Genomic DNA, 21,948 nt, shown 5'->3' with positions numbered 1-21,948 from the left:
CAGGCACGACCGCGTCAGAAACCTGTGCGTGCACGTCGAGCGCCATGACCGCGTCAGCGTGGCACGATAGTGATGCATATCACCCTATCGAGGGGGTGGCCCATGGCCGTGTCAGAGGCAACACCCGGTCCGAAGACCCACAAACCGGGGCTTCGGCGTGAGATCGGATTCGTCGGACTCATCTGGGCCTCGGAGGGCTCGATCATCGGGTCCGGTTGGCTGTTCGGTGCGCAGGGCGCCCTGGCGGCCGCCGGGCCCGCGGCGATCATCTCCTGGGCCATCGGCGGTGTTGCGATCCTGATCCTGGCGCTGGTGCACGCGGAGCTCGGCGGCATGTATCCGGTCTCGGGCGGCACCGCGCGCTTCCCGCACTACGCCTTCGGCGGCGCCGCCGGCGCGTCGTTCGGCTGGTTCTCCTGGCTGCAGGCGGCCACCGTGGCGCCCATCGAGGTGCTGGCGATGATCACGTACGGCCAGCACTACTCCTGGGCGAGCGGCTGGGAGAAGGTCAAGGGCGGCGAGCACGTGCTGACTCCGCCGGGCATCGCCGTCGCGGTCGGGCTGATGGCGGTCATCACGGCCATCAACTTCCTCAGCATCCGGCTCCTGGCCCGTACCAACAGTGCCGCGACCTGGTGGAAGGTCGGCATCCCCCTGCTGACGATCTTCGTCTTCGCCATCGCCCAGTTCCACACCGGCAACTTCACCGCGGCGGACGGTTTCAACCCGTACGGCGCCAAGGGCATCCTGTCCGCCGTCTCCACCAGCGGCATCATCTTCGCGCTGCTGGGCTTCGAGCAGGCCGACCAGCTCGCCGGCGAGAGCGCCAACCCCAAGCGGGACATCCCGCGCGCGGTGATCGGGTCGATCCTCATCGGCATCCTGATCTACATCCTGCTGCAGGTCACCTTCCTCGCCGCACTCCCCGCCTCCCAGATCGGCAGCCACTGGGCCAACTCCGCGTTCACCGCGCTGAGCGGGCCGTTCGCCCAGGTCGCCACGCTCATCAGCCTGGGCTGGCTGGCCACGGTCCTCTATCTCGACGCCGTGATCTCCCCCGCCGGCACCGGTCTGATCTACATCACCGGCTCCTCCCGGGTGTCGTACGGCCTCAGCCGCAACGGCTACGTGCCGTCCGCGTTCGAGAACACCAACCGGCGCGGTGTTCCCTGGGTGGGCCTGATCACGGCCTTCGTGGTCGGCTGCATCTGCTTCCTGCCGTTCCCCAGCTGGCGTTCCCTGGTCGGCCTGATCACCAGCGCCAGTGTGCTGATGTACGCCGGTGCCCCGCTGTCCTTCGGGGTGTTCCGCAACCGGCTGCCCGAGGCCCATCGTCCCTACCGGCTGCCCGGCGGCGGCGTGCTGTCGCCGCTCGCCTTCGTCGTCGCCAACCTGCTGATCCTGTGGTCGGGTTGGACCACCGACTGGAAGCTCGGCGTCGCCATCCTGATCGGCTACGTCATCCTGGTGGCCAACCGGCTGTTCAAGATGAACCCCATCACTCCCCAGCTCGACCTGCGTGCCGCGCAGTGGCTGCCGGTCTACCTGGTGGGCATGGGGCTCATCGTCTACCTCAGCGACTTCGGGCCGCTCAAGCACCCCTGGTTCCCGCTGTGGTGGGACATCGGCGTCACGGCCGCGTTCAGCCTCGTCATCTACTACTGGGCCTTGGCGGTCGCCCTGCCCAGCGAACAGATCCAGCAGCTGATCGACCAGGTGGTCGTGCCGGAGGAGGAGGAGATCCTCTGACTCCGTCAGCCCAGCCGGAACTTCTGGGCGGCCGAGCCGTTGCAGTCCCAGATCTGCAACCGCGTCCCGTTGGCCGTCGCACCACCGGGAGAGTCAAGACACCGCCCCGACTGGGGATTCAGCAACGAACCATCACCCTGCTGCACCCACTTCTGCCCACCCACACCATTGCAGTCCCACAACTCCACCTTCGTACCGGCCGCCGTCCCGTTCCCGTCGATGTCCAGACACCGGCCCAGCGTGCCGAGGGAGCCGTCGCCGCGGTGGTACCAGTGCTGGTCGACCGCCCAGGACTGGCAGTCCCACAGCTGCACGGCCGCCCCGGCGGTGCCGGTGTCGTCGGCCGCCACGTCGACGCACGTGCCGCCAGGGCCCGCGACCGGGGCACCCCCGTCGACCGAGAACTTCTGGGCCGCCGAGCCGTTGCAGTCCCAGATCTGCAACCGCGTGCCATTGCCCGTCGCACCACTGGGAGAGTCAAGACACCGCCCCGACTGAGGATTCAGCAACGAACCATCACCCTGCTGCACCCACTTCTGCCCACCCACACCATTGCAGTCCCACAACTCCACCTTCGTACCGGCCGCCGTCCCATTGCCGTCGATGTCCAGACACCGGCCCAGCGTGCGCAGGCTTCCGTCGGCGTAGTGCGTCCAGTGCTGGTCCTCAGCGAACGACTGGCAGTCCCACAGCTGCACGGCCGCTCCGTCGGTGCCGGTGTCGTCGGCGGCGACGTCGACGCACGTGCCGCCGGGGCCGGTGATGGTGCCCTGGGGGCCGTTGGGGACGTTCGTCTCACCGGAGTAGCCGACTGAGGCGATGTTCGCCTGGACGGCGTTCTCGGCGGCGTCGGTCGGGTAGCCGGAGACCATCACGCCCTCGAAGAACGTGCCCATGTTCCAGTTGCTGTTGTCACCGCCCGTGCCGAGGATGATGCCGCCCTCCTGGTGCATGGGCCGATAGCCGCCGCGGGTCGGCAGCGCGCCGTCCCACCACGTCGTGAGCGCTCCCGACTGTGCGTCGCCGCCCTTGAGCGCGTACCGCGTCTGCCCGTCGTTCTTCAGCATGGCGGTGACGAAGGTGCTGCCGTTGCCCCGGTTGGCGGTGTTGGAGCCGTTGTCGCCCTGGAACATGCCGTTCTCCAGGTCGGCCTCGACCCAGGGCCCGGAGCCGGTACAGGGTGCGAAGTAGCAGGTGGTCGCGAGGCTGACCGCGTCCATGTGGCCGTTGCCGGTGTCGGCCGGTGTGCTCTCGGCGTTGCCGTAGTCGAAGCAGCAGGCGGAGCCCACGTGGGTGCCGCTGGCCACCATGTAGGCGCCCTCCGCCTGTCCGTTCACGGCGACACCGGAGGCGGCACCCGTGTACCGGTAACCGACTCCCGGCGAGATCCACACGCCGTACACCTTGTGTCCGCCGGCCGTGACGGCGATCTCGGACGCGTCCGCTCCGCGGTCCGCGCCCATGCCGGAGGTGCCCGCCGGGCCCGGGGTGAGGTCGTTGTGCCGGGAGGTCTGGTCGTAGATCTTCGTGATGGCACATGTGGTGTCCGCGCAGAACCTGTCCTGCTGCGCCGCGTCGGCATAACCGCCCGGGGACAGCGGCCCGATGTCGGCGCCGGCCCCGTCAAGGGCGCGGGTGACCCGGTACAGCGGGCCGTCGTAGGAGGAGAAGAGCGCACGCACGGTGCTGTGCGCGGCGACACAGGGGGTTCCGGCGGCGCCGTAGAGGTCACAGGGCAGCGAACCCGCAGCCTGTGACCGTCCGGGCATGCCGAGCAACGCGCCCAGGACGAGGCCGATGACGGCCAGGAGCGACATGGGTGATCTGGGGCTTCCGCGCATGCTGGCTCCTCGATGGGGGGTGATCGGGGCTGGGAGCAGTCGGGGTGGAGCGCCGGAGCGGCAGTTGCGGAACGTACGCACCGTGGTGGTTGCCGTCAAGATTTGTGGCTTTGGCCTTATGAAAAGTTTTGGACTTGAGCCAACTCGGCGATTGTGCAGCCAATGTGACGTCCTGTCAGGCGAACGGCTGGTTCTGCACCGCGCGTCCTTGACAGCAGGGGCTGAAGGGGCAACCTTCGGGACATCGTTGTCGAAGGGACATGGTCACGATGGTGCCGTTCCGCCTCCTGTCCGTGCTGGCCACTGGTGCCCTGGTCCTGGGTGCCGTCTCCGCCCCCGCTCACGCCGATCCCGTCTCCCTCGCGCCGGTCACCGATCCGGCCTCTGTCGTGAACCCGTTCATCGGAACCTCACACGCCGCCGACGACTTCCCGGGGGCCGACACCCCGTTCGGGATGGTCCAGTGGAGCCCCGACACCAGCCCGCACCGGCCGGACGGCGGCGGGTACGAGTACGCGGACTCGGCCATCACCGGGTTCGGCCTCACCCACATCGCGGGCCCGGGCTGCCGGGCCGCCGGCGACATCCCGGTACTGCCGACCGTCGGTGCGGTCGACACCCACGCCACGGACAGCTTCTCGCACGCCAACGAGTCCGCGACGCCCGGCGCCTACACGGTGTCGCTGGACAACGGCGTCAAGACGGAACTGACCGCCACCACCCGCAGCGGCATGGCCCGCTTCACCTTCCCGTCCACCAGCCAGGCGAACCTCGTCTTCAAGCTGACAGGCAGCGAGAACGGCGACAGCGCCGCCGAGTTCGTCGTGGTGAACGACAGAGAGGTCAGAGGCAAGGTCACCAGCGGCAACTTCTGCGGCGAGGGCAACTCCTACACCGTCTACTACGACATGGTCTTCGACCAGCCCTTCCGCCACAGCGGCACCGCCCTGGCCGCCGCCACGCCCACCACGCCCAGGAGCACGGCCTCCCCCAGCGCGCCCGAGGCACCGAACAAGCCCACCCTGCACGGCGCCCTGCCCCGTACGCCCCGCACCTTCGCTCCCCGGGCGAGCGGCTCCGACGGTTACGTCACGTTCGACACCACCACTCACCGGGCCGTTCAGGCCAAGGTCGGCATCTCCTATGTGTCGGCCGCCGGCGCCGTGGGCAACCGGCAGGCGGAGAACGCCGGTTGGAACCTGGACAAGGTGCGCACGGCGGCGCACGAGGCCTGGAAGTCCCTCCTCGGCCGGGTGCGGATCGCCGGCGGGACGCCCGACCGGCAGACCGTCTTCTACACCGCGCTCTATCACGCGCTGCTGCATCCGAACGTGATCAGTGACACCAACCGCCGCTATCCCGGCTTCGACGGCAAGATCCACACCGTCGACAAGGGCCACGGCGCCGCCTACGCCAACTACTCCGGCTGGGACGTCTACCGCTCCCAGGCTCAGCTCGAGGCCCTGGTCGCGCCGCAGACCGCCGCCGACACCGCCCAGTCGATGGTCGACGACTACCGCCAGACCGGCCTGTTCCCCAAGTGGTCGGAGAACAACGGGGAGACCTATGTCATGGTCGGCGATCCGGCGGACGAGATCATCGCCGACTACTACGCCTTCGGCGCCAGGAACTTCGACACCGCGACCGCGCTCAAGGGCATGATCTCGGAGGCCACTGCCCCCAACGACAACCGGCCCGGGCTCGCCTATCTGGAACAGCTGGGCCGGTTGCCCAGCAACGGCAAGTACGGCTGCTGCAACTTCTACGGCGCGGCCTCCACCACGCTCGAGTACGACTCGGCCGACTTCGCCGTCTCGGCGCTCGCCGGTGCCCTCGGACACGCCGCGGATCAGCGCCGGTTCGCGGACCGGGCGCAGGACTGGCAGAACCTGTTCGACTTCGGCAGCGGATTCGTCCGGCCGCGCGACGCCTCGGGCACCTGGACGGCCGGCTTCTCGCCGACTTCGGGGAAGAACTTCGTCGAGGGCGACTCCTGGCAGTACACGCCGATGGTGCCGTTCAACGTGCACGGACTGGCGACCGCCATGGGCGGTGACGCGGCCATGGCCAAGTACCTGGACACGGACCTGTCCTCGCTGACCGGCGCCGGCGGGTACACCGACCTGGGCAACGAGCCCAGCCTCAACATCCCCTGGGAGTACGACTACATCGGCCGCCCCTATCGGACACAGCAGGTCGTCCGGCAGGTCCAGGACCAGATCTGGACCGCCGGCCCGTCCGGTCTTGCGGGCAACGACGACCTGGGCGAGATGAGCTCGTGGTACGTGTGGTCCGCCCTCGGCATGTATCCCGAGACGCCCGGCACCGCCGATCTGGCGCTGGGCAGCCCGCTCTTCGCCCAGGCGGTGATCACCCTGCCGTCCGGCCACACTTTCACCATCAACGGCACGGGGGCCGCGGACGACGCTCCGTACGTCCAGTCCGCCACCTGGAACGGGTCGGCATGGAACGCGGCCCACGTGCCCGCCGGCGCCCTCACCGGCGGCGGCACCCTCACCTACGTGCTCGGCACCTCGCCCAACACGTCCTGGGCGTCGGACGGCTCCGCCGCCCCACGCTCCTACCCGGGCGCGCCGGGCTACACCGACGTCGGGACGTCCGGCGACACCGCCGCGGCCTCGGCCAACTTCGACGGCGCGGGCTACAGCTACTCGGCGCACGCCCTGGCCGCCGCGGGAGCGACCCCCGGCTCGCGGCTCACCGTCAACGGGGTCGGGTTCACCTGGCCCGACGTGGCGGCCGGCGCTGCGGACAACTACGAGGCGAACGGGCAGACGGTACGGACGTCCGGCTCCGGGAGCATCTCCTTCCTGGGTGCCGCGAACAACGGCCCGGTGTCCGGCACCGCGACCGTCACCTACACCGACGGCACCACGCAGTCGGTCGCCCTCGGCCTCTCCGACTGGACGCTGAGCGCGGGCGCCGCCTCACCCCTCCCCGACAACACCGTGGCGCTGACCCTGCCCTACCGCAACCATGCGGGCACCGCGTCCGACAGCACGCAGACGTATGTGTTCGCCACGACGCCGGTGCCCCTGAGTCCGGGCAGGACGGTCAGCAGCGTGCGCCTGCCGTCCGACGTCGCCGCCGGTGGCCTGCACGTCTTCGCGATCGGCTTCGGCGGCGGTTCGCCCGCACCGGGCCGGAACTGACCGCAGGAACATGCCGTTGAGTGGAGCAATCACGGGGGTACGGGGGCGCGGCACACCAGGCTGGACGGGTGAAGCACGGACGGATCGGACATGGACCGGGGGCGCCGGCAGCCACGGGAACGCGGGTGCCGGCGCCCCCGGCGTGGCTGCGCTGGCTGCCGGTGATGTACGTCGCGGCCGTGCTGCTGCTGGAGCCGCTCACGCCCATGGACTGGCCGGTGAGCTTCGCGCTGATCGCGGTGCCGGTACTGGCCGCCTTCGCGTACGGGCCGGTGGCCGTCGGCGCCGCCACGCTGTTCGCCGTCGGCCTCGAAGCGGTGCTGGCCGGTACCCCCTGCTGTGCGGGCCGGTCCGCGGGCTATCTGTGGGACCGGCACTACGTCGCGTCCTACATCTGCACGGCCCTCGTGGGCGCCCTCGGCACGGTCCTGGCCGCCCACCGGATTCGGCGTGAACGCACGCTCGCCGACGTGCGGTTCGTGGCCGAGACCGCGCAGCGCGTCCTGCTTCGCCCCGTACCGCACCGGATCGGCGACCTCCGCCTGCAGAGCCTGTATCTCTCCGCGGCCGCGGAGGCACGCATCGGCGGCGACCTCTACGAGGCGGTCCCCACCCGGTTCGGGGTCCGTCTGCTCATCGGTGACGTCCGCGGCAAGGGCCTGGTGGCGGTCGAGACCGCGGCCGCCATGCTCGGGGCGTTCCGTGAGGTGGCGTACGACGAACCCGATCTGCTCGCGCTGGCCGACCGGGTGGACACGAGCATGCGCCGCCGGGCGACGCAGCTCGGCGGGAACGAGACGAGTGAACGGTTCGTCACCGCGGTCTTCGCCGAGGTCCCCGCCGACGCGCACGTCGTCCGCATCGTCAACTGCGGTCATCCGCCGCCCGTCTGGCTGCGGGCCGGGGAGGTGCGGGAACTGGACAGCGGTCGGCCGGCGCCGCCCCTGAACCTCGGCATGCTGGTCGAGGACCCGTATCACCTCGACACCTATCCGTTCCGGCCCGGCGACCAGCTGCTGCTGTACACGGACGGCGTCACGGAGACGCGGGACGCGACCGGCGCCTTCTACCCGCTTCTCGACCGCCTCCGCGCCTGGGGTCCCCTCCCGCCGAAGGAGCTGCTCGCGCGGCTCCACGACGACCTGCTGGCCTACAGCCACAAGGGCCTTCAGGACGACACCGCGGCGCTCGCGGTGTGTCTGCTGCCCGTGGGCCCGTCGGCGGAGCCGCCGGCCGGGTGAGCGCGGCTCCCCGTCAGAAGGCGGTGTGGGCGAACCAGTTGTCGAGGACCGCGGCCTGTCCCGAGACCTCGAAGGCGGAGTCCTGGTACGACCGCCGCCCGTAGAGGAGCAGCAGCAGGTCCGCCGCCTGCCCTCGCACCTCCGCCGTGACCGGCGCGGACTCCTCGGCCTCGCGGCCCACCGGGCGGAAACCGTCCGGGTCCAGCCGCATCCGCCACTCCTCGCCGGGGCCGCCGTCGACGCCCGTGCTCCGGAACGCGAGGATCTCGCCGTCACCGCGCAGCTTGGTCACACCGGGGGCGAAGATTCCGGCATGGCGCAGGTTGACGAGGAACTCGTCCACGCCGTCCGCCGCGAGCACGGGGTCGATGTCCGAGGTCAGGCCGACGGCACGCTCCGCGTCGACCCGGTGCACCAGCGTCTCGAACAGCATCCGGCGGGCCCAGAACCGCGCGTGCGGGTCCTCGCCCCACACCCACATCGGTGCCTCGGGATCCGTGTCCCGCAGGACGGCCGCCACGCCGGAAACCCCCGCCGCCACCCAGCCGGGGAAGTCCCGCGCGTCCTCCGGCAGTCCGAGCTCGACGTCGCGGCTGCGCGGAGGCTCCTGCACCAGCCGGGTCAGCAGGGTGCAGAACCAGCGCTGCAGCGCTCCCACGTGCTGGGTGAGGTCGGTCAGGGTCCAGTCGGGGCAGGAGGGCACGCCGGTCGACGGGTCGGCGTCCTTCACCACGTCGGCGAAGCGCAGGGTCTCGCGGGCGATGGCCTCGCGGTAGGTGTCGTACGGCAGAGGATGCCCCGCCCGGTGTGTCGCTGTCATCTGCTGCCGTCCTGTTCTGTCCTCGGCACGGATTTCCGTCGCGGTCAGTCTGGATGCTGGAGTGCGCTCGAAGGCAAATCCGGGTTCGGGGGGATCTCCTGATCGGCCCAGATGATCTTCCCTTCGCCGGTGTAGCGGGCGCCCCAGCGCTGGGCGAGCTGCGCCACCAGGAAGAGCCCGCGGCCGCCCTCGTCCATGCTCCGTGCATGTCTGAGCCGTGGGGCCGTACTGCTGGCGTCGTGGACCTCGCAGGTGAGTCGGGCGTCGCGCAGGAGCCTCAGCCGGATGGGCGGCGCGGCATAGCGGACGGCGTTGGTGACGAGTTCGCTCACGACGAGTTCGGTCGTCATGGCGAGCTCTCCGAGGCCCCAGTCCTCGACCTGGCGGGTGGCGAGGGCGCGGAGGGTGGCGACGGCGGCCGGATCGTGGGGTACGTCCCAGGAGGCGACCTGGTCGGCGCCCAGGGTGTGGGTGCGGGCCAGGAGCAGGGCGATGTCGTCGGGCTGCGGCTCGGGCACGAGCTGCCGTACGACGGACGTGCACAGTGTGTCCAGGACGTCGCCGCTGTGGGCGAGGATCTCCCCGAGCCGGGACATGCCCCGCTCCACGTCGTGGTCGTGGCCCTCGATGAGACCGTTGGTGTAGAGGCCGAAGAGGCTGTCCTCGGCCAGTTCGATCTCGGTGGCCTCGAAGGCCATGCCGCCCAGCCCGAGCGGGGGCCCGGCGGGGATCTCCGGGAAGTAGGCATGTCCGTCCGGTGCCACGACGACGGGTGGCGGATGACCGGCCCGGGCCATGGCACACCGCTTGCTCACCGGGTCGTAGACGGCGTAGAGGCAGGTCGCGCCGATGAAGGTGCTGCGGGCGGCCGTGCCGGCCATCGCCTCCTCGTCGCTCAGCCGGAACACGAGGTCGTCGAGGTGGGCGAGCAGTTCGTCGGGCGGCATCTCCATGGCGGCGAGGGTCTGCACCGCGGTGCGCAGTCGGCCCATGCTCGCCGCCGCGGTGGTGCCGTGGCCCACCACATCACCGATGACGAGGCCCACCCGTGCGCCGGACAGCGGGATCACGTCGAACCAGTCGCCGCCGACGCCGCCGGAGGGATCCGCCGGCAGATAGGAGGAGGCCACCTCCAGCGCGGTGCCGCCGGTCAGGGCGGGTGGCAGCAGGCTGCGCTGCAGGGTGACCGCCGCCGCGTGCTCCCGGGTGTAGCGGCGGGCGTTGTCGACGCACACCGCCGCGCGTGCGACCAGCTCCCGGGCCAGCAGGACGTCGTCGGACCCGAAGGAGACGGGGTTGAGCGAGCGGGTGAACGTGGCCAGGCCGAGGGCGGTGTTCCGCGCCCGCATCGGCACGGCGATGAGCGAGTGCATGCCGTACTCGCGCATGCGCTCCGTCCGCTCCGGGTACCGGGCGGCCCAGAGCTCGTCGGAGGGGTCGAGCACCGGGATGAGCAGGGGCTCTCCGTCGAGGAGCAGGTGCGCGTCGTGGGGCGGCGGAAGGAAGTCGACCCGGTCGCCGAGGCCGACGACGGCCTCGGGGGTGCCCTCGCGCACCGAACGCTGCGCCGCCCTGCGCATCACGGCCCCGGCGGGTGCGGGACCGGCGTCGGTCAGCCACGCCCCGTGGCCCTCGGTGCTGAGGACGGGTTCCAGCAGGTCGACCATGACGAAGTCGGCGAAGCGGGGGACGGCGAAGTCGGCGAGCTCCTGGGCGGTGTGCACCACGTCGAGGGTGGTGCCGATGCTGGTACCGGCTTCGTTGACCAGGGCCAGCAGTTGCCGGGCGTTCCACCGCTCGGTGACGTCCTGGACCATGTAGCAGACGCCGGTGATGGCGTCGTCGGCGTCGACCAGGGGGAAGAAGGAGGTCGAGTAGGCGTGCCGGCGGTGCGGGTCGGCCCAGCTCCAGCCGGTGTACTCGTAGTCGGTCACCGGCAGGCCCGTCGCGAGCACCTTGCGCATCAGGCCCTCCAGGGCCTCCGCCTGCAGCCCGGGCAGCAGTTCGGTGAGCCGCCGTCCGAGCCGCTCGTCCCGGGGGACCCCGCCGAACCGTTCCAGGGTGTCGTTCAGCCAGACGCAGCGCAGTTCGGTGTCCATGACGGCCATGCCGACCGGTGAGCGGGTCAGGAACCCGTCCAGGACCGACTGGCCCATGGTCCAGCGTTGCCGCTCCGCCCGGGCCGACACCAGGAAACACTCGTTGTCGTCGATGCGGAACGAGGCCGAGACCCGCAGCTGGATGCCGAGGCTGCGGCCGTCGCGGTGCCGTACGGCGATCTGCCCGCTCCAGCCGTTTCCGGCGCGGCACCGCTCCACGACGCCGGCGAGCCGTGCGGGGTCCTCGGGCATGGCGAGCAGGTGCGCGGCGGGGGTGCCCACGACGTCCCGCGCCGCGTACCCGAGGAACGCTTCGGCGCCGCGGGTCCAGCCGACCACGACGCCGTGTGCCGATATGACCGCAGCCGCGTCGGTGGAGGCGTCGAAGAGATCACCCGGTCCCCGCGGCGTGGCTGCGGCGAAGCCCTCTGGCGCAGATTCCATCAGTTCCACCCATACACCACTATGAGTGTTTCTCCCTTGATACGCATGGATACAGCGGGAGGTGCGGATCCGCCCGACGCGGCGCCGTGCGGTTGGGCGGGGCCGGGGCCGGAGGGACCATGGAGGCAACGGACCGTGGAAGCACCGGCCGTCGGCGCCTGTGCGGCCCGCCCGGCCGGTGGAGGTGAACCCGGCATGGCAGTGGACTCCTACGAAACCGGCCACGAGGAACACGGCGACGAGCCGCCCCGGCCGACCGGGCTGCTGGACGTGCTGAGTGTGGCCGCGGTGGCGCTGGACACCCGCGGCCGTATCGTCTTCTGGACCCCGCAGGCCGAGGAGCTCTTCGGCTACTCCGCGGAGGAGGCCCTCGGCACTTCGGCGGCGCGCCTGCTCGTGCACCCGGAGCATCTGCAGGCCGTGGTGAGTCTGTTCACCGAGGTGCTGGAGACGGGCCGGGGCTGGGCCGGCGCGTTCCCGGTCCGGCACAAGGACGGCAGCAGCCGGCTGACCGAGTTCCGCACCATGCGGCTGCTGGACGACCTCGGGGACGTCTACGCCCTGGGCATCGCGGCCGACCACACCCTGCTCCAGCGCGTCGAGACCGATCTGGCCCTGTGCGAGCGGCTGATCAGCCAGTCCCCCATCGGCCTGGCCCTCCTGGACCCGGATCTGCGGTACCTCCTGGTCAACCCGGCGCTGGAGCGGATCGACGGCACGCTCGCCGAGGACCACATCGGCCGCAGCCTGAGGGAGACCCTGCCCTTCCCGGACGTCGACACCGTCGAGTCCGCGCTCCGTCAGGTGCTCACCACAGGCACGCCCCTGCTGGACCAGTACCACGTCGGCCGACCGCCGGCCGACCCCGGCCACGAGCACGCCTGGTCGCTGTCCTTCTACCGGCTGGAGGATCCCGGAGGCCGGGTGCTGGGCGCGGCCGTGTCGGTCGTCGACGTCACCGAGCGGCACCGCGCGGCCGCCGAGGCCGACCGGGCGCGGCGGCGCCTGGCGCTCATCGCGGACGCCTCCGCGCGGGTCGGCACCGCGCTGGATGTGGAACAGACCGCCCATGAACTGGCGGAGATCACGGCGCCGGCGCTCGCCGACGTGGTCGCCGTGGACGTCCTCGACTCGGCCCTGTCCTGCCGTCGTATGCGCAGACCGGACAACGGCCCGGAAATCTTCCGCGCCCTCGCCCTGAAGGCGGCGCACCCCACCGTCGCCCTGCGTGCCGCCGACGCGCCCGGAGACATCGCCTCCTACGAGGGCGACCGCCTGGTCACCCTGTGCGTCCACACCGGGCGGCCGGTCCTGGTACGGCATGTCGGTCCGCACGATCTGCCGCGCATCGCCCGGGACGCCGCGGCCGGCGCCCTGCTCGCCCAGGCCGGGGTCCACTCGTATCTCGCCGTGCCACTGATCGCCCACGGCGAGGTGCTCGGCGCCCTCGATCTCAAGCGGACCCGCAATCCGGCGCCGTTCGACGAGGACGACGTCGTCCTGGCCACCGAGCTCGCCGGCCGGGCCGCGGTGGCCATCGACAACGCCCGCTGGTTCCAGAGCGTCCGCAACACCGCGCTCACCCTGCAGCGCAGTCTCCTGCCCGAGCACGCGGCGCACCACACGGGGCTGGAACTCGCCTCCCGCTACCAGCCCGCACTGGCCACCAGCGAGGTCGGCGGCGACTGGTACGACGTCATCCCGCTGACCGGCGAGAAGACCGCCCTGGTGGTGGGTGACGTCATGGGCAACGGCATCGACGCGGCCGCCACCATGGGCCGGCTGCGCACCGCCACCTGCGCCTATGCCGACCTCGACCTCGCCCCCGGCGCGGTGCTCCAGCACCTGGACAAGATCACCTGCGACCTGGAGCACTACATCGTCACCTGCCTGTACGCGGTGTACGACCCGGGCACCGGGCAGTGCAGCGTCGCCAACGCCGGACACATGCCGCCCGCGCTCGCGCGGCCCGGCGACCCGCCGAGGCTCCTGGAGCTGCCGACGGCGGCACCACTCGGCGTCGGCGGCGTCCGGTTCGAGACCACGGCGGTCGCCCTGCGCCCCGGTGATGTGCTGGTCCTCTACACCGACGGCCTGGTGGAGACCCGTCAGCACGCCATCGACGACCGGCTGAACGCCCTGCTGGGCCTCCTGGACGAGCCGCGCCGGCCGCTGGAGGAGACCTGCGACGTCCTGCTGTACGGCCTGCGCCATCCCGACGACCACGACGACGTGGCCCTGCTCATCGCCCGGGCGCTGTAGGCCCTCCCGCACGGCGTGGTGCTCGGGGCGCCCGACGCCCTACTGCGCCGCCGGCTCCCCCGAAGCGGCCGTGGCCGACCGGTCGGCGGACCCGCGCACGAGCAGCAGGAGGGCGTCGACCAGGTCGTCCGCGGGGCTGCCCGTGGCCAGACGCCGCAGTTGCAGGCCCATGACCAGGGCGACCGTCGTGGCGGCCAGACGCTCGGCGTCGGGGACGCCCAGCGCGGTGAGGATGCGGGCGGCGAGCAGGTCGTAGGCCCGGAAGGCCTCGGCGGCCGCCTCGCGCAGGCGCTCGTCGCGCCCGGCGTGCAGGTACAGCTCGAAGGGTGCGAGATGGGCGCTGTCCAGCGCCGAGCCGCAGGCCACCTGGCCGGCCAGCGACGCCGCGTCCTCGACGTCCAGGCCCTCCGTCTGGCACTGGTCCGCCAGTTCGGTGAAGTGCCGGGCCTCCTGGCGCACGAAGTGCAGCAGGCTCTCCCGCAGCAGCTCGTGCTGGGTCTCGAAGTGGTAGGTCACCGAACCGAGGGACACGCCCGCTTCCTTGGCGATCCGCCGGTTGGTGACCGCCGCGACTCCGTCCTCGCCGATGATCTGCAGGACGGCGGTGATGATGCGCTGGCGCATCGGGGCGGAGGGGGCGGCATCAGGCATGACGTGCATTCTTCCATCACCGGGGGGGCCGCTCCTGTGGACAGGGCCGCTCGACCTCCCTATTGTTCGTTCGAACGAACAGGGACTGGAGGTCGTCGTGCACATTGCCGGGTCAACCGTTCTGCTCACCGGGGTCACCGGCGGCATCGGCGGCGCGCTCGCCGCCGAACTGGCCGCCCGCGGCGCCCGTCTGGTGCTCACCGGCCGCCGGGTCGAGGCACTCGAACCGCTCGCCGAACGCTACGGCGCCCGGATCGTCGCCGCCGATCTGGCCGACCCCGACGATGTGCGGCGGCTGGCCGAGGAGGCCGCCGGCACGGACATCCTCCTCGCCAATGCGGCGCTGCCCTCCAGCGGCGATGTGCTCGACTACACGCCGGAGCAGATCGACCGCGCCCTGGCCGTGAACCTGCGGGCCCCGGCGATGCTCGCCCGGCTGCTCGCTCCGGGCATGGTGGCCGCCGGGCGCGGTCACATCTGCTTCGTCGGGTCGCTGTCCGGCATGGCCGCCACCAAGTCGTCGTCCCTGTACACCGCGACGAAGTTCGGGCTGCGCGGATTCTCGCTGGCCTTCCGCCAGGATCTGCACGGCACGGGCGTCGGGGTCTCGATCGTCCAGCCGGGTTTCGTACGCGACCTGGGCATGTTCGCGAAGACGGGCTCGGCGACGCCCGGCAGGGTCCGCACCGTCTCGCCCGCGCAGGTCTGCAAGGGCGTGACGCGGGCGATCGAACGCGATCTCGCCGAGGTCAACGTGGCACCGCCCGAGTTGCGCTTCCTCACCAAGGTCGCCTCGCAGTTCCCGGGGTTCGCGGAGCGGGTGCAGCGGCTGGCCGGCGCGGAGCCGACGGTGAAGGCGATCGTGGCCGCCCAGCGCTCGAGCCGCTGAGGTGCCCCATTCCGGGGTCCACCTCCGGTGCGGGCGCCGCGACACCATTCCGCTTGTCATGCACACCCGCGCTGTGGCAGGCTCAAGCGAGATCAACAGCGCATCGACCACTCGACACGAAGGACTGAGGTCCATGGTTCCGGCGTCCCCCAGCGGCCGCCGCGGGTACTGAGCCGCCGCCCGACGGCAGCGTCCATCAGCACCCTTCGCGTCTCCTCACGGCGGCCCGACGACGCGGTGTCCAGCACACCGCCCGCCTCCTCGCAGAGGCCGTTCCCCTGCACCAGCCCACACCGTGAGGTCTTTCATCGTGCGCACCGATGTCCAGAGCTTTGCCGTCGCCCACCTCCTGCGCCGCCCGGCGGCGCGTGAAGTCGGCGGCTTCGTCGTGGGGTTCGACCCCTCGACCACCAGCCCGTACGTCAACTACGCCACCCCCTTTCCCGGCGCCGAGCCCACCGACCGGGACATCGCCGACCTGATCGCCGCGTTCCGCGAGCGCGGGCTCAAGCCCCGGCTGGAGTTCGCCCCGGATTCCGCCCCCGCCGTGGAACCCGCGCTGCGCCGGGCCGGTTTCGGCACGGAGGCGGTGCACGAGTACCTGGTCTGCACGCCGGCGACGCTGGCCGTGCCCCGCTCCGGAAACGGCACGGCGAGCCCGGTCGGCGTGGAAGCCCCGGCTTCGCAGGCCGACTACACCGCCCTCGACATCGCGCTGTCCGAGGCCTTCGGCGGCGAGTGGGAGCCCTCCCCGGAAGGCGCGGCACGGTTGCGGCGCACCGAGGAGGGCGGCGGAGCCGTCCGGTTCGTCCGGGCCTCTGGCGGAGGCTGCGCCGGCGGCGCGCTCTGCTCGGCACCCGCCGAGGGCACGGCGGAGCTGGCGGGCGTGGGCACGCTTCCCGCGTACCGGGGGCGTGGCATCGCCGGCGCGGTCACCGCGACCCTGGCCGGGACCATGTTCGGCCGGGGAGCGCGGTCCGTGTGGCTGGAGTACTCGGGAGAGGGCTCCCGACGTGTGTACGAGAGGGTCGGCTTCCGGCCCGGCGGCACGCGACTGTACGTCTCACTGGACGCGTGACCTCCCGGGCCGGCGGGCCCGTGCCCTCGCGGCGTCCGAGGTCCGGCGTCAGTCTTCGCCGGGCAGAGGGTTGTCCTTGACGAACCGGCGGATCTCCTCCGTGAGCGCCGCCGGGTTGTCCAGCTGGACCAGGGTTCGGGCGTCGGGGATCTCCACATAGCGCGCGTTCGGCAGCAGTTCGGCCAGGCGCCGGCCCGTCGCGGGCGGCATCATGCGGTCCTCGGCGCCCCAGGCGACCAGCGCCGGGCGGGCGAAGCCAGTCAGGTTCCGGGCGGCTTCCAGATAGCAGTCCTTCCGGGTCGTACGGAGGAACTTGGCGAAGTCCCGGCGGATGTGGCGGTTCGTCAGCAACGGGCCGTACCAGCGTGCGACGAGTTCCTTCGGCAGCCGCCTCTTCGCCATTCCGCCGAGCGAGGTCTGCATGCGGGCGAGGAAGGGGAAGCGGAAGGACTGCAGGAGGAGGAACACGCCACCGGGGATCCTGCAGGCCGCGTACAGGGTGCGGCCCTGGATGCCGGGCGGGTAGTTGTCCAGGGCCTCGCACGAGGTCAGGACGAGCCGGGCGATGCGTTCGTCCCGTACGCCGACGAGGAGTTGGGCCGTACCGGTGTCGTTCTGGACGAGGGTGACGTCCCGCAGGTCCAGGCGGGCCATGAACTCGGCCAGCAGGCGGGCGATGCCGTGCGCGGAGAGGTCCGCGTCCGGCCGCATGGGACGCCGGTGGCTGCCGAGGGGCAGCACGGGGACCAGGACACGGAAATCGGGGCGCAGGGCGGAGACGACGTCGGCCCAGACCGAGTCGTCGAAGCCGAGGCCGTGGGCGAGGACGACGGTGGGGCCGTCACCTCCGGTGTCCTGGTAGTCGATGGTTCCCGCGCTCAGCTCGATCTCCGCCATGCCCGTGCCTCCGCCCCGGTCGGCCGCTTGGACCGTCTCTCGGTCTCTCGGTAGATCGTTCTTGATAGATCGTTCTAGTGACACAATAAGCGCCGACCGCCCTTGGGCAACAGCGGCTCCCCGGAGGTACCACCGTGAGCGACGGCAAGGCCATCAGCACCCACGAGACCCGGCAGCGGATCGTGCACGCGGGCACCGAGCTGTTCCGGCGCTCGGGGTACACCGGCACGGGCATGAAACAGATCGCCGAGGCCGCCGAGGCGCCCTTCGGCTCGATCTACCACTTCTTCCCCGGCGGCAAGGCCCAGCTGGGCGAGGAGGTGATCCGCACCTCGGGGGCCGTCTATCTGGGGCTCATCACCACGCTCATGGAGCCGTACGAGGACCGGGTGGCGGCCACCGCCGACGCCTTCGCCGCAGCGGCCGGCACCCTCGCCGAACTGGACTTCGCCGACCCCTGTCCCATCGCGACGGTGGCGATGGAGGTCGCGAGCACCAACGACACGCTGCGGCGGGCCACTTCGGAGGTCTTCGACAGCTGGATCGGCCACCTCGCCGCCTACTACGCCCAGGGAGGCATCCCCGGGCCCGCCGCCCGGGAGACGGCGAGCTCGGTCGTCGCCCTGCTGGAGGGTGCCTTCATGCTGGGCCGGGCCGCGCGCAGCACCGAACCGGTACGGGCCGCCGGCGCGGCGGCCGCGGCGATCGTACGAGCGGCGCTGGCCGGGAGATGATCCGGCGTGGCCGTCAGGTCCGCCGGCTCTGCCGGCTCCTCCCGCTCCCCCGGCAGAGGTCGCGGAGCGGGGCGATCCCGGTTCCGTGGTCCAGCACGTCGGGTGATGCGAGCAGCCGGTTGTAGGCGGCGGCGAGGTTGCCGTCCCGCTCGCCGGCCGGCACCTGTGACCGGAACTCGGCGAAGGCGTCCGGGAAGATCCGGGGGGTACCGGGTGTGCGTACGGTCCGATCTCCGGATAGAGGTCCATCCGCGCACCGTAGAGCCTCCGACCGGTCCCGTCGGTGGCCGAGGACCGGCCGGCTCTACTCCAGGGGCACCCCCTGCAGTTGCACGTTTCTCCGCGGTGTCCTTCGCCCCTCCGGTGCCGTTGTCCCGGGTAGTGCTCTGTCGCGAAAGCGCCCCGGAATTGTCCGTGATCGGTAACAGCCGGATCCCGCGATCAACCCTGGCCGTCCTGACAGGTGCACGGAACGCGGATGCACAAGAGCACAGGGACACGCACGGAACGGGGCGGGGTATGGCGCGGCACGGTGGGCGGGGTTGGTACGGCCGGATGGTCGCGGCGGCGGTCGGGGTCACCGCGGTGGCGGCCGCCACATCGGTGTGGAGCGCGCAGGCCGGCCAGCCGGGCGGCGGCGGTTCGGCCGGGGCGGGTGCCCCGGCCCGGCACGCCGCGCCGAAGACGGTCGCCGTGTCCGCCGACATCGTCCACGCCTCGGACGGGGGCGAGCACGCGGTCAACATCACCATCGACGACGGCCCGGACCCCGTCTGGACCCCGCAGGTGCTCCAAGTGCTGCGCGAGAACGGCGTGAAGGCGACGTTCTGCATGATCGGCCCGCTGGCCCAGGCGCACCCGGAGCTGGTCCGGCAGGTGGTGGCGGCCGGGCACCGGCTGTGCGACCACACGGTGTCGCACGACACCACGATGGACAAGAAGTCCGAGGCCTACCAGTCGCACGAGGTACTGGAGGCGCAACGGCAGATCACCCAGGCGTCCGGCGGGGTGCAGCCGATGTACTACCGGGCTCCGGGCGGCGCCTTCACCCCGTACAGCCGGCACCTGGCGGCCTCGCACGGGATGCGTCCGCTCGGCTGGAACGTGGACTCCAAGGACTTCGAGCGGCCTGGCACGGCCACCATCGTCGCCACGGTCCAGCGGGAGGTGACCAACGGGCCGACGATCCTCTTCCACGACGCGGGCGGCGACCGCTCGCAGACGGTGGCGGCGCTGCGCACCCTGCTGCCGTGGCTGAAGCAGCAGGGCTACTCCTTCGGTTTCCCGGTGCGCTGAACGAGCCTGCCCCGGTGATCACCGGCAGTTTCCGGCCAACCCCCGGTGAACCCCGGGGGAAATCTGGGCCATCGAAGTCCTGGGACGGCCCTTCGCATCCGGAGGCGTGCCTACCATGAGGCCGCTGCGTACTACGTCGTCCCGGAAAGGCTCGCCATGCCGTTGCCTCGCCTCGGCACGCGGTCCGCTCGTCTCCGGACGGCGCCCGCCGTGTTCGTCGCCCTCGCCGCGGCCCTCGCGGGCACGCTGCTGGCGTGTTCGCTCGGCGGCCCGCGCCACGGCCGGGCCGCCGGCGCCCCGTCGGCGCACGTCGTCGTCGATGTGTCGGAGAGCCGCTGCGGCCGCGGCTGGACCCGGCCCGAGCCCGGGGTGCGGACCTTCGACCTGCACAACTCCTCCGACGGCGCCGCCGAGGTCTACCTGGAGGACCCGGGCAGCCAGGTGGTGTACGGCGAGGTGGAGGGCATCGGGCCCGGTACGACACGGCAGTTGACGGTCCGGCTGGGCCGGGGGACGTACGCCTTCAAGTGCGTGCCCGACGACGCCGACGCCGTCACCGGCCCCACCGTGCACATCACCGGCGGACAGCCCGGCCCGGGCGCCGCCCCGCTCTCGGAGCACGACCTGATCCCGCCCGCCCTCGCCTACCAGAAGTGGGTCGGCGGCGGACTCGACGAGGTCGTCCGGCTGACGACGCGGCTCAGGGACGCGATCGACCGGGGTGACCTCGTGGCCGCGCGGACGGCCTGGCTGCCCGCGCATCTGGAGTACGAGCGGCTGGGCGCGGCGTACGACGCCTTCGGCGACGCTGACGCGGCGATCAACGGCACCGACGCCGGACTGCCCGGCGGGGTGCACGACAAGGACTTCGCCGGGTTCCACCGCGTCGAGTACGGGCTGTGGCACGGTGAGTCGGCCGCCGGGCTGCGCGATCCGGCGGCGGCTTTGCTGAAGGCGGTGACCGGGCTGCGGGACGCCTGGTCGCAGACCCGTATGGACCCCGCCCAGCTGGGCCTGCGCGCGCACGAGATCCTGGAGAACACCGTGCAGTTCGAGCTGACCGGCCGCACCGACTACGGCAGCGGCAGCAACCTCGCCACCGCGCGCGCCAATCTCGACGGCACCCGCGAGGTCCTGTCCCGGCTCAGGCCCCTGCTGGCGACCCGGTACGCCGGACTTCCCGAACTCCAGAGGGAGTTGGACCGCGCCGGGCGGACCCTGGACGGGTTCCACCGGGACGGTTCCTGGACCGCGCTGGACCGTCTCACCCGCGCCCAGCGGGAGGACGTGAACGCGGTGCTCGGTGACCTGGTCGAGCGCCTGGCATCGGTGGCCACCCTGTGCGACCCCCGGAGGACCGTGTGAGCGAGCGTGCCCTCACCGCCGAAGGACCCGACGGCCTGGGCCGGCGCGGCTTCCTGCGCGGCGCCGCCCTGACGGGGGCCGGCCTCGCCACCAGCGCCGCCGCCCCCGCGCGGACACCGGCGGCCACCCCGGCGTCCGTCGCCCCGTTCCACGGCCTCCACCAGGCCTCGGCCATCGCGGCCCCCCGCCGCACCTGCGTGTTCGCCTCCCTCGACGTGACCGCCGGGAGCCGCGCCGAGCTCACCGACCTGCTGCGCGCGCTCACCGACCGGGCCCGCTTCCTGACCTCGGGCGGTACCCCGTCCCCGGTGGGCATCACCGGCCCGCCCGCCGACTCGGGTGTCCTCGGCGACCGGCTGCCCGCCGGTCAACTCGCCGTGACGGTCGGCGTCGGCGCCTCGCTCTTCGACGACCGGTTCGGGCTGGCCGCACTCAGGCCCCGGCGGCTGACCGCGATGCCCGCCTTCCCCGACGACGACCTGCGGGCCGACTGGTGCCACGGCGACCTCAGCCTCCAACTGCACGCCGACGAGCCCGACACCGCCCTGCACGCGCTGCGCGACATCGCCCGGCACACCCGGGGCGCCGCTCAGGTCCGCTGGCGCCTCGACGGCTTCTCCAGCCCGCCCCGCCCCTCCGGCACCCCGCGCAACCTGATGGGGTTCAAGGACGGCACCGCGAACCCGGACGCCACCAGCGCCCGGGAGATGGACCGCCTGGTGTGGGTGGGCAGGGGCATGGGCGAGCCGGACTGGACGGTCGGCGGCAGCTACCAGGTCGTACGCCTGATCCGGATGCTGGTGGAGTTCTGGGACCGGGTCTCGCTCGGCGAGCAGGAGCGGATGTTCGGCCGCGCCCGCTCCTCCGGAGCGCCGCTGGACGGCGACCACGAGCACGACACGCCGAAGTACGCCGACGATCCCAAGGGTGACGTCATCCCGCTGGACGCGCACATCCGGCTCGCCAACCCACGCACCCCGGCCACCGCGGACCAGCGTCTGCTGCGCCGCGCGTACAACTACGACCGGGGTATGGACGCCAACGGCAACCTCGACATGGGCCTGCTGTTCACCTGCTACCAGCAGGACCTGAAGCGGCAGTTCGAGACGGTGCAGCACCGCCTGGCGGGTGAGCCGCTGACGGACTACATCAGCCCGTTCGGCGGTGGCTACTTCTTCGCGCTGCCCGGTGTACGGGACGCCTCGGACTGGTACGGTCGCGCCCTGTTCGGCTGAACCTGTCCGGACAACTCGGCGGCCGGCCGGGTCAACACACCGTCAAGATTTGCCCCAGCTTCCCTGACTCGGTGTTCACCCGCAGGCCATCATGGCTCCGCCGACGCGTCCGGCAACAGGCGCAGCATCCCTGCTCGTACGACGCACAGACGTTCAGTCCGGAGGGGTAGACCA

At 71.8% G+C, this 21,948-nt stretch carries 15 protein-coding genes and 1 pseudogene; 10 read left to right on the top strand and 6 right to left on the bottom strand.

Annotated features, from left to right (window positions below):
• Positions 1-102 precede the first annotated feature (102 nt).
• Positions 103-1,749, top strand: a complete 1,647-nt coding sequence (locus ACFYZB_RS29470) for an APC family permease (protein WP_388763807.1) — start codon at positions 103-105, stop codon at positions 1,747-1,749.
• A 5-nt stretch (positions 1,750-1,754) separates the two neighbouring features.
• On the opposite strand, the gene ACFYZB_RS29465 is transcribed toward ACFYZB_RS29470, so the two are convergent.
• The gene (locus tag ACFYZB_RS29465) at positions 1,755-3,590 is read right to left on the bottom strand and encodes an arabinofuranosidase catalytic domain-containing protein (protein WP_388763805.1); all 1,836 of its coding nucleotides are present in this window, start codon (positions 3,588-3,590) and stop codon (positions 1,755-1,757) included.
• Positions 3,591-3,859: 269 nt separating this feature from the next.
• Here ACFYZB_RS29465 and ACFYZB_RS29460 point away from each other — a divergent pair, with 269 nt between their 5' ends.
• On the top strand, positions 3,860-6,763 hold the full coding sequence (locus ACFYZB_RS29460; protein ID WP_388763804.1) for a lectin: 2,904 nt from the start codon (positions 3,860-3,862) through the stop codon (positions 6,761-6,763).
• 125 nt (positions 6,764-6,888) lie between these two features.
• A complete protein-coding gene (locus ACFYZB_RS29455; protein ID WP_388763803.1) occupies positions 6,889-8,004 on the top strand; it encodes a PP2C family protein-serine/threonine phosphatase in 1,116 nt (371 codons plus the stop codon).
• A 13-nt stretch (positions 8,005-8,017) separates the two neighbouring features.
• Here ACFYZB_RS29455 and ACFYZB_RS29450 read toward each other — a convergent pair whose 3' ends face one another.
• On the bottom strand, positions 8,018-8,824 hold the full coding sequence (locus ACFYZB_RS29450) for a maleylpyruvate isomerase family mycothiol-dependent enzyme (protein ID WP_388763802.1): 807 nt from the start codon (positions 8,822-8,824) through the stop codon (positions 8,018-8,020).
• Positions 8,825-8,868: 44 nt separating this feature from the next.
• The gene (locus ACFYZB_RS29445; protein WP_388763800.1) at positions 8,869-11,367 is read right to left on the bottom strand and encodes a SpoIIE family protein phosphatase; all 2,499 of its coding nucleotides are present in this window, start codon (positions 11,365-11,367) and stop codon (positions 8,869-8,871) included.
• A gap of 195 nt (positions 11,368-11,562) precedes the next feature.
• Between ACFYZB_RS29445 and ACFYZB_RS29440 the strand changes: the two genes are divergently transcribed.
• A complete protein-coding gene (locus ACFYZB_RS29440; RefSeq protein WP_388763798.1) occupies positions 11,563-13,629 on the top strand; it encodes a SpoIIE family protein phosphatase in 2,067 nt (688 codons plus the stop codon).
• A 39-nt stretch (positions 13,630-13,668) separates the two neighbouring features.
• On the opposite strand, the gene ACFYZB_RS29435 is transcribed toward ACFYZB_RS29440, so the two are convergent.
• Entirely contained in the window at positions 13,669-14,280 is a 612-nt protein-coding gene (locus ACFYZB_RS29435; protein WP_351208336.1) for a TetR family transcriptional regulator, read from the bottom strand.
• A gap of 97 nt (positions 14,281-14,377) precedes the next feature.
• On the opposite strand from ACFYZB_RS29435, the gene ACFYZB_RS29430 reads away from it, so the two are divergent.
• On the top strand, positions 14,378-15,169 hold the full coding sequence (locus tag ACFYZB_RS29430; RefSeq protein WP_351208337.1) for an SDR family NAD(P)-dependent oxidoreductase: 792 nt from the start codon (positions 14,378-14,380) through the stop codon (positions 15,167-15,169).
• Between the two features lie 310 nt (positions 15,170-15,479).
• The gene (locus tag ACFYZB_RS29425) at positions 15,480-16,247 is read left to right on the top strand and encodes a GNAT family N-acetyltransferase (protein ID WP_388763795.1); all 768 of its coding nucleotides are present in this window, start codon (positions 15,480-15,482) and stop codon (positions 16,245-16,247) included.
• Positions 16,248-16,295: 48 nt separating this feature from the next.
• Here the strand turns inward: ACFYZB_RS29425 and ACFYZB_RS29420 are convergent, their stop codons facing one another.
• Positions 16,296-17,144, bottom strand: coding sequence for an alpha/beta fold hydrolase (locus ACFYZB_RS29420; RefSeq protein WP_388763793.1), 849 nt, complete (start codon positions 17,142-17,144; stop codon positions 16,296-16,298).
• Positions 17,145-17,278: 134 nt separating this feature from the next.
• Here ACFYZB_RS29420 and ACFYZB_RS29415 point away from each other — a divergent pair, with 134 nt between their 5' ends.
• Positions 17,279-17,878: a TetR/AcrR family transcriptional regulator gene (locus ACFYZB_RS29415; RefSeq protein WP_351208340.1), complete on the top strand. Its 600-nt coding sequence runs from the start codon at positions 17,279-17,281 to the stop codon at positions 17,876-17,878.
• 97 nt (positions 17,879-17,975) lie between these two features.
• Here the strand turns inward: ACFYZB_RS29415 and ACFYZB_RS29410 are convergent.
• A pseudogene (locus tag ACFYZB_RS29410) lies at positions 17,976-18,095 on the bottom strand (prolyl aminopeptidase); the annotation flags it as partial.
• 302 nt (positions 18,096-18,397) lie between these two features.
• Between ACFYZB_RS29410 and ACFYZB_RS29405 the strand changes: the two are divergent.
• The 3 genes from ACFYZB_RS29405 (at position 18,398) to efeB (ending at position 21,774) form a co-directional block, all read left to right on the top strand.
• Positions 18,398-19,174: a polysaccharide deacetylase family protein gene (locus ACFYZB_RS29405; RefSeq protein ID WP_388763791.1), complete on the top strand. Its 777-nt coding sequence runs from the start codon at positions 18,398-18,400 to the stop codon at positions 19,172-19,174.
• 156 nt (positions 19,175-19,330) lie between these two features.
• A complete protein-coding gene (locus ACFYZB_RS29400) occupies positions 19,331-20,539 on the top strand; it encodes an EfeM/EfeO family lipoprotein (RefSeq protein ID WP_388763790.1) in 1,209 nt (402 codons plus the stop codon).
• Complete coding sequence (efeB, locus tag ACFYZB_RS29395; protein WP_351208343.1) at positions 20,536-21,774, top strand: iron uptake transporter deferrochelatase/peroxidase subunit; 1,239 nt, start codon at positions 20,536-20,538, stop codon at positions 21,772-21,774. The genes ACFYZB_RS29400 and efeB overlap by 4 nt, the downstream gene beginning before the upstream one ends.
• Positions 21,775-21,948 lie beyond the last annotated feature (174 nt).

It is taken from the genome of Streptomyces sp. NPDC001852, assembly GCF_042891825.1.
Classification (GTDB): domain Bacteria; phylum Actinomycetota; class Actinomycetes; order Streptomycetales; family Streptomycetaceae; genus Streptomyces.
The sequence above is the reverse complement of the archived record's forward strand: the minus strand, read 5'-3'. Positions and strand labels throughout refer to the sequence as shown.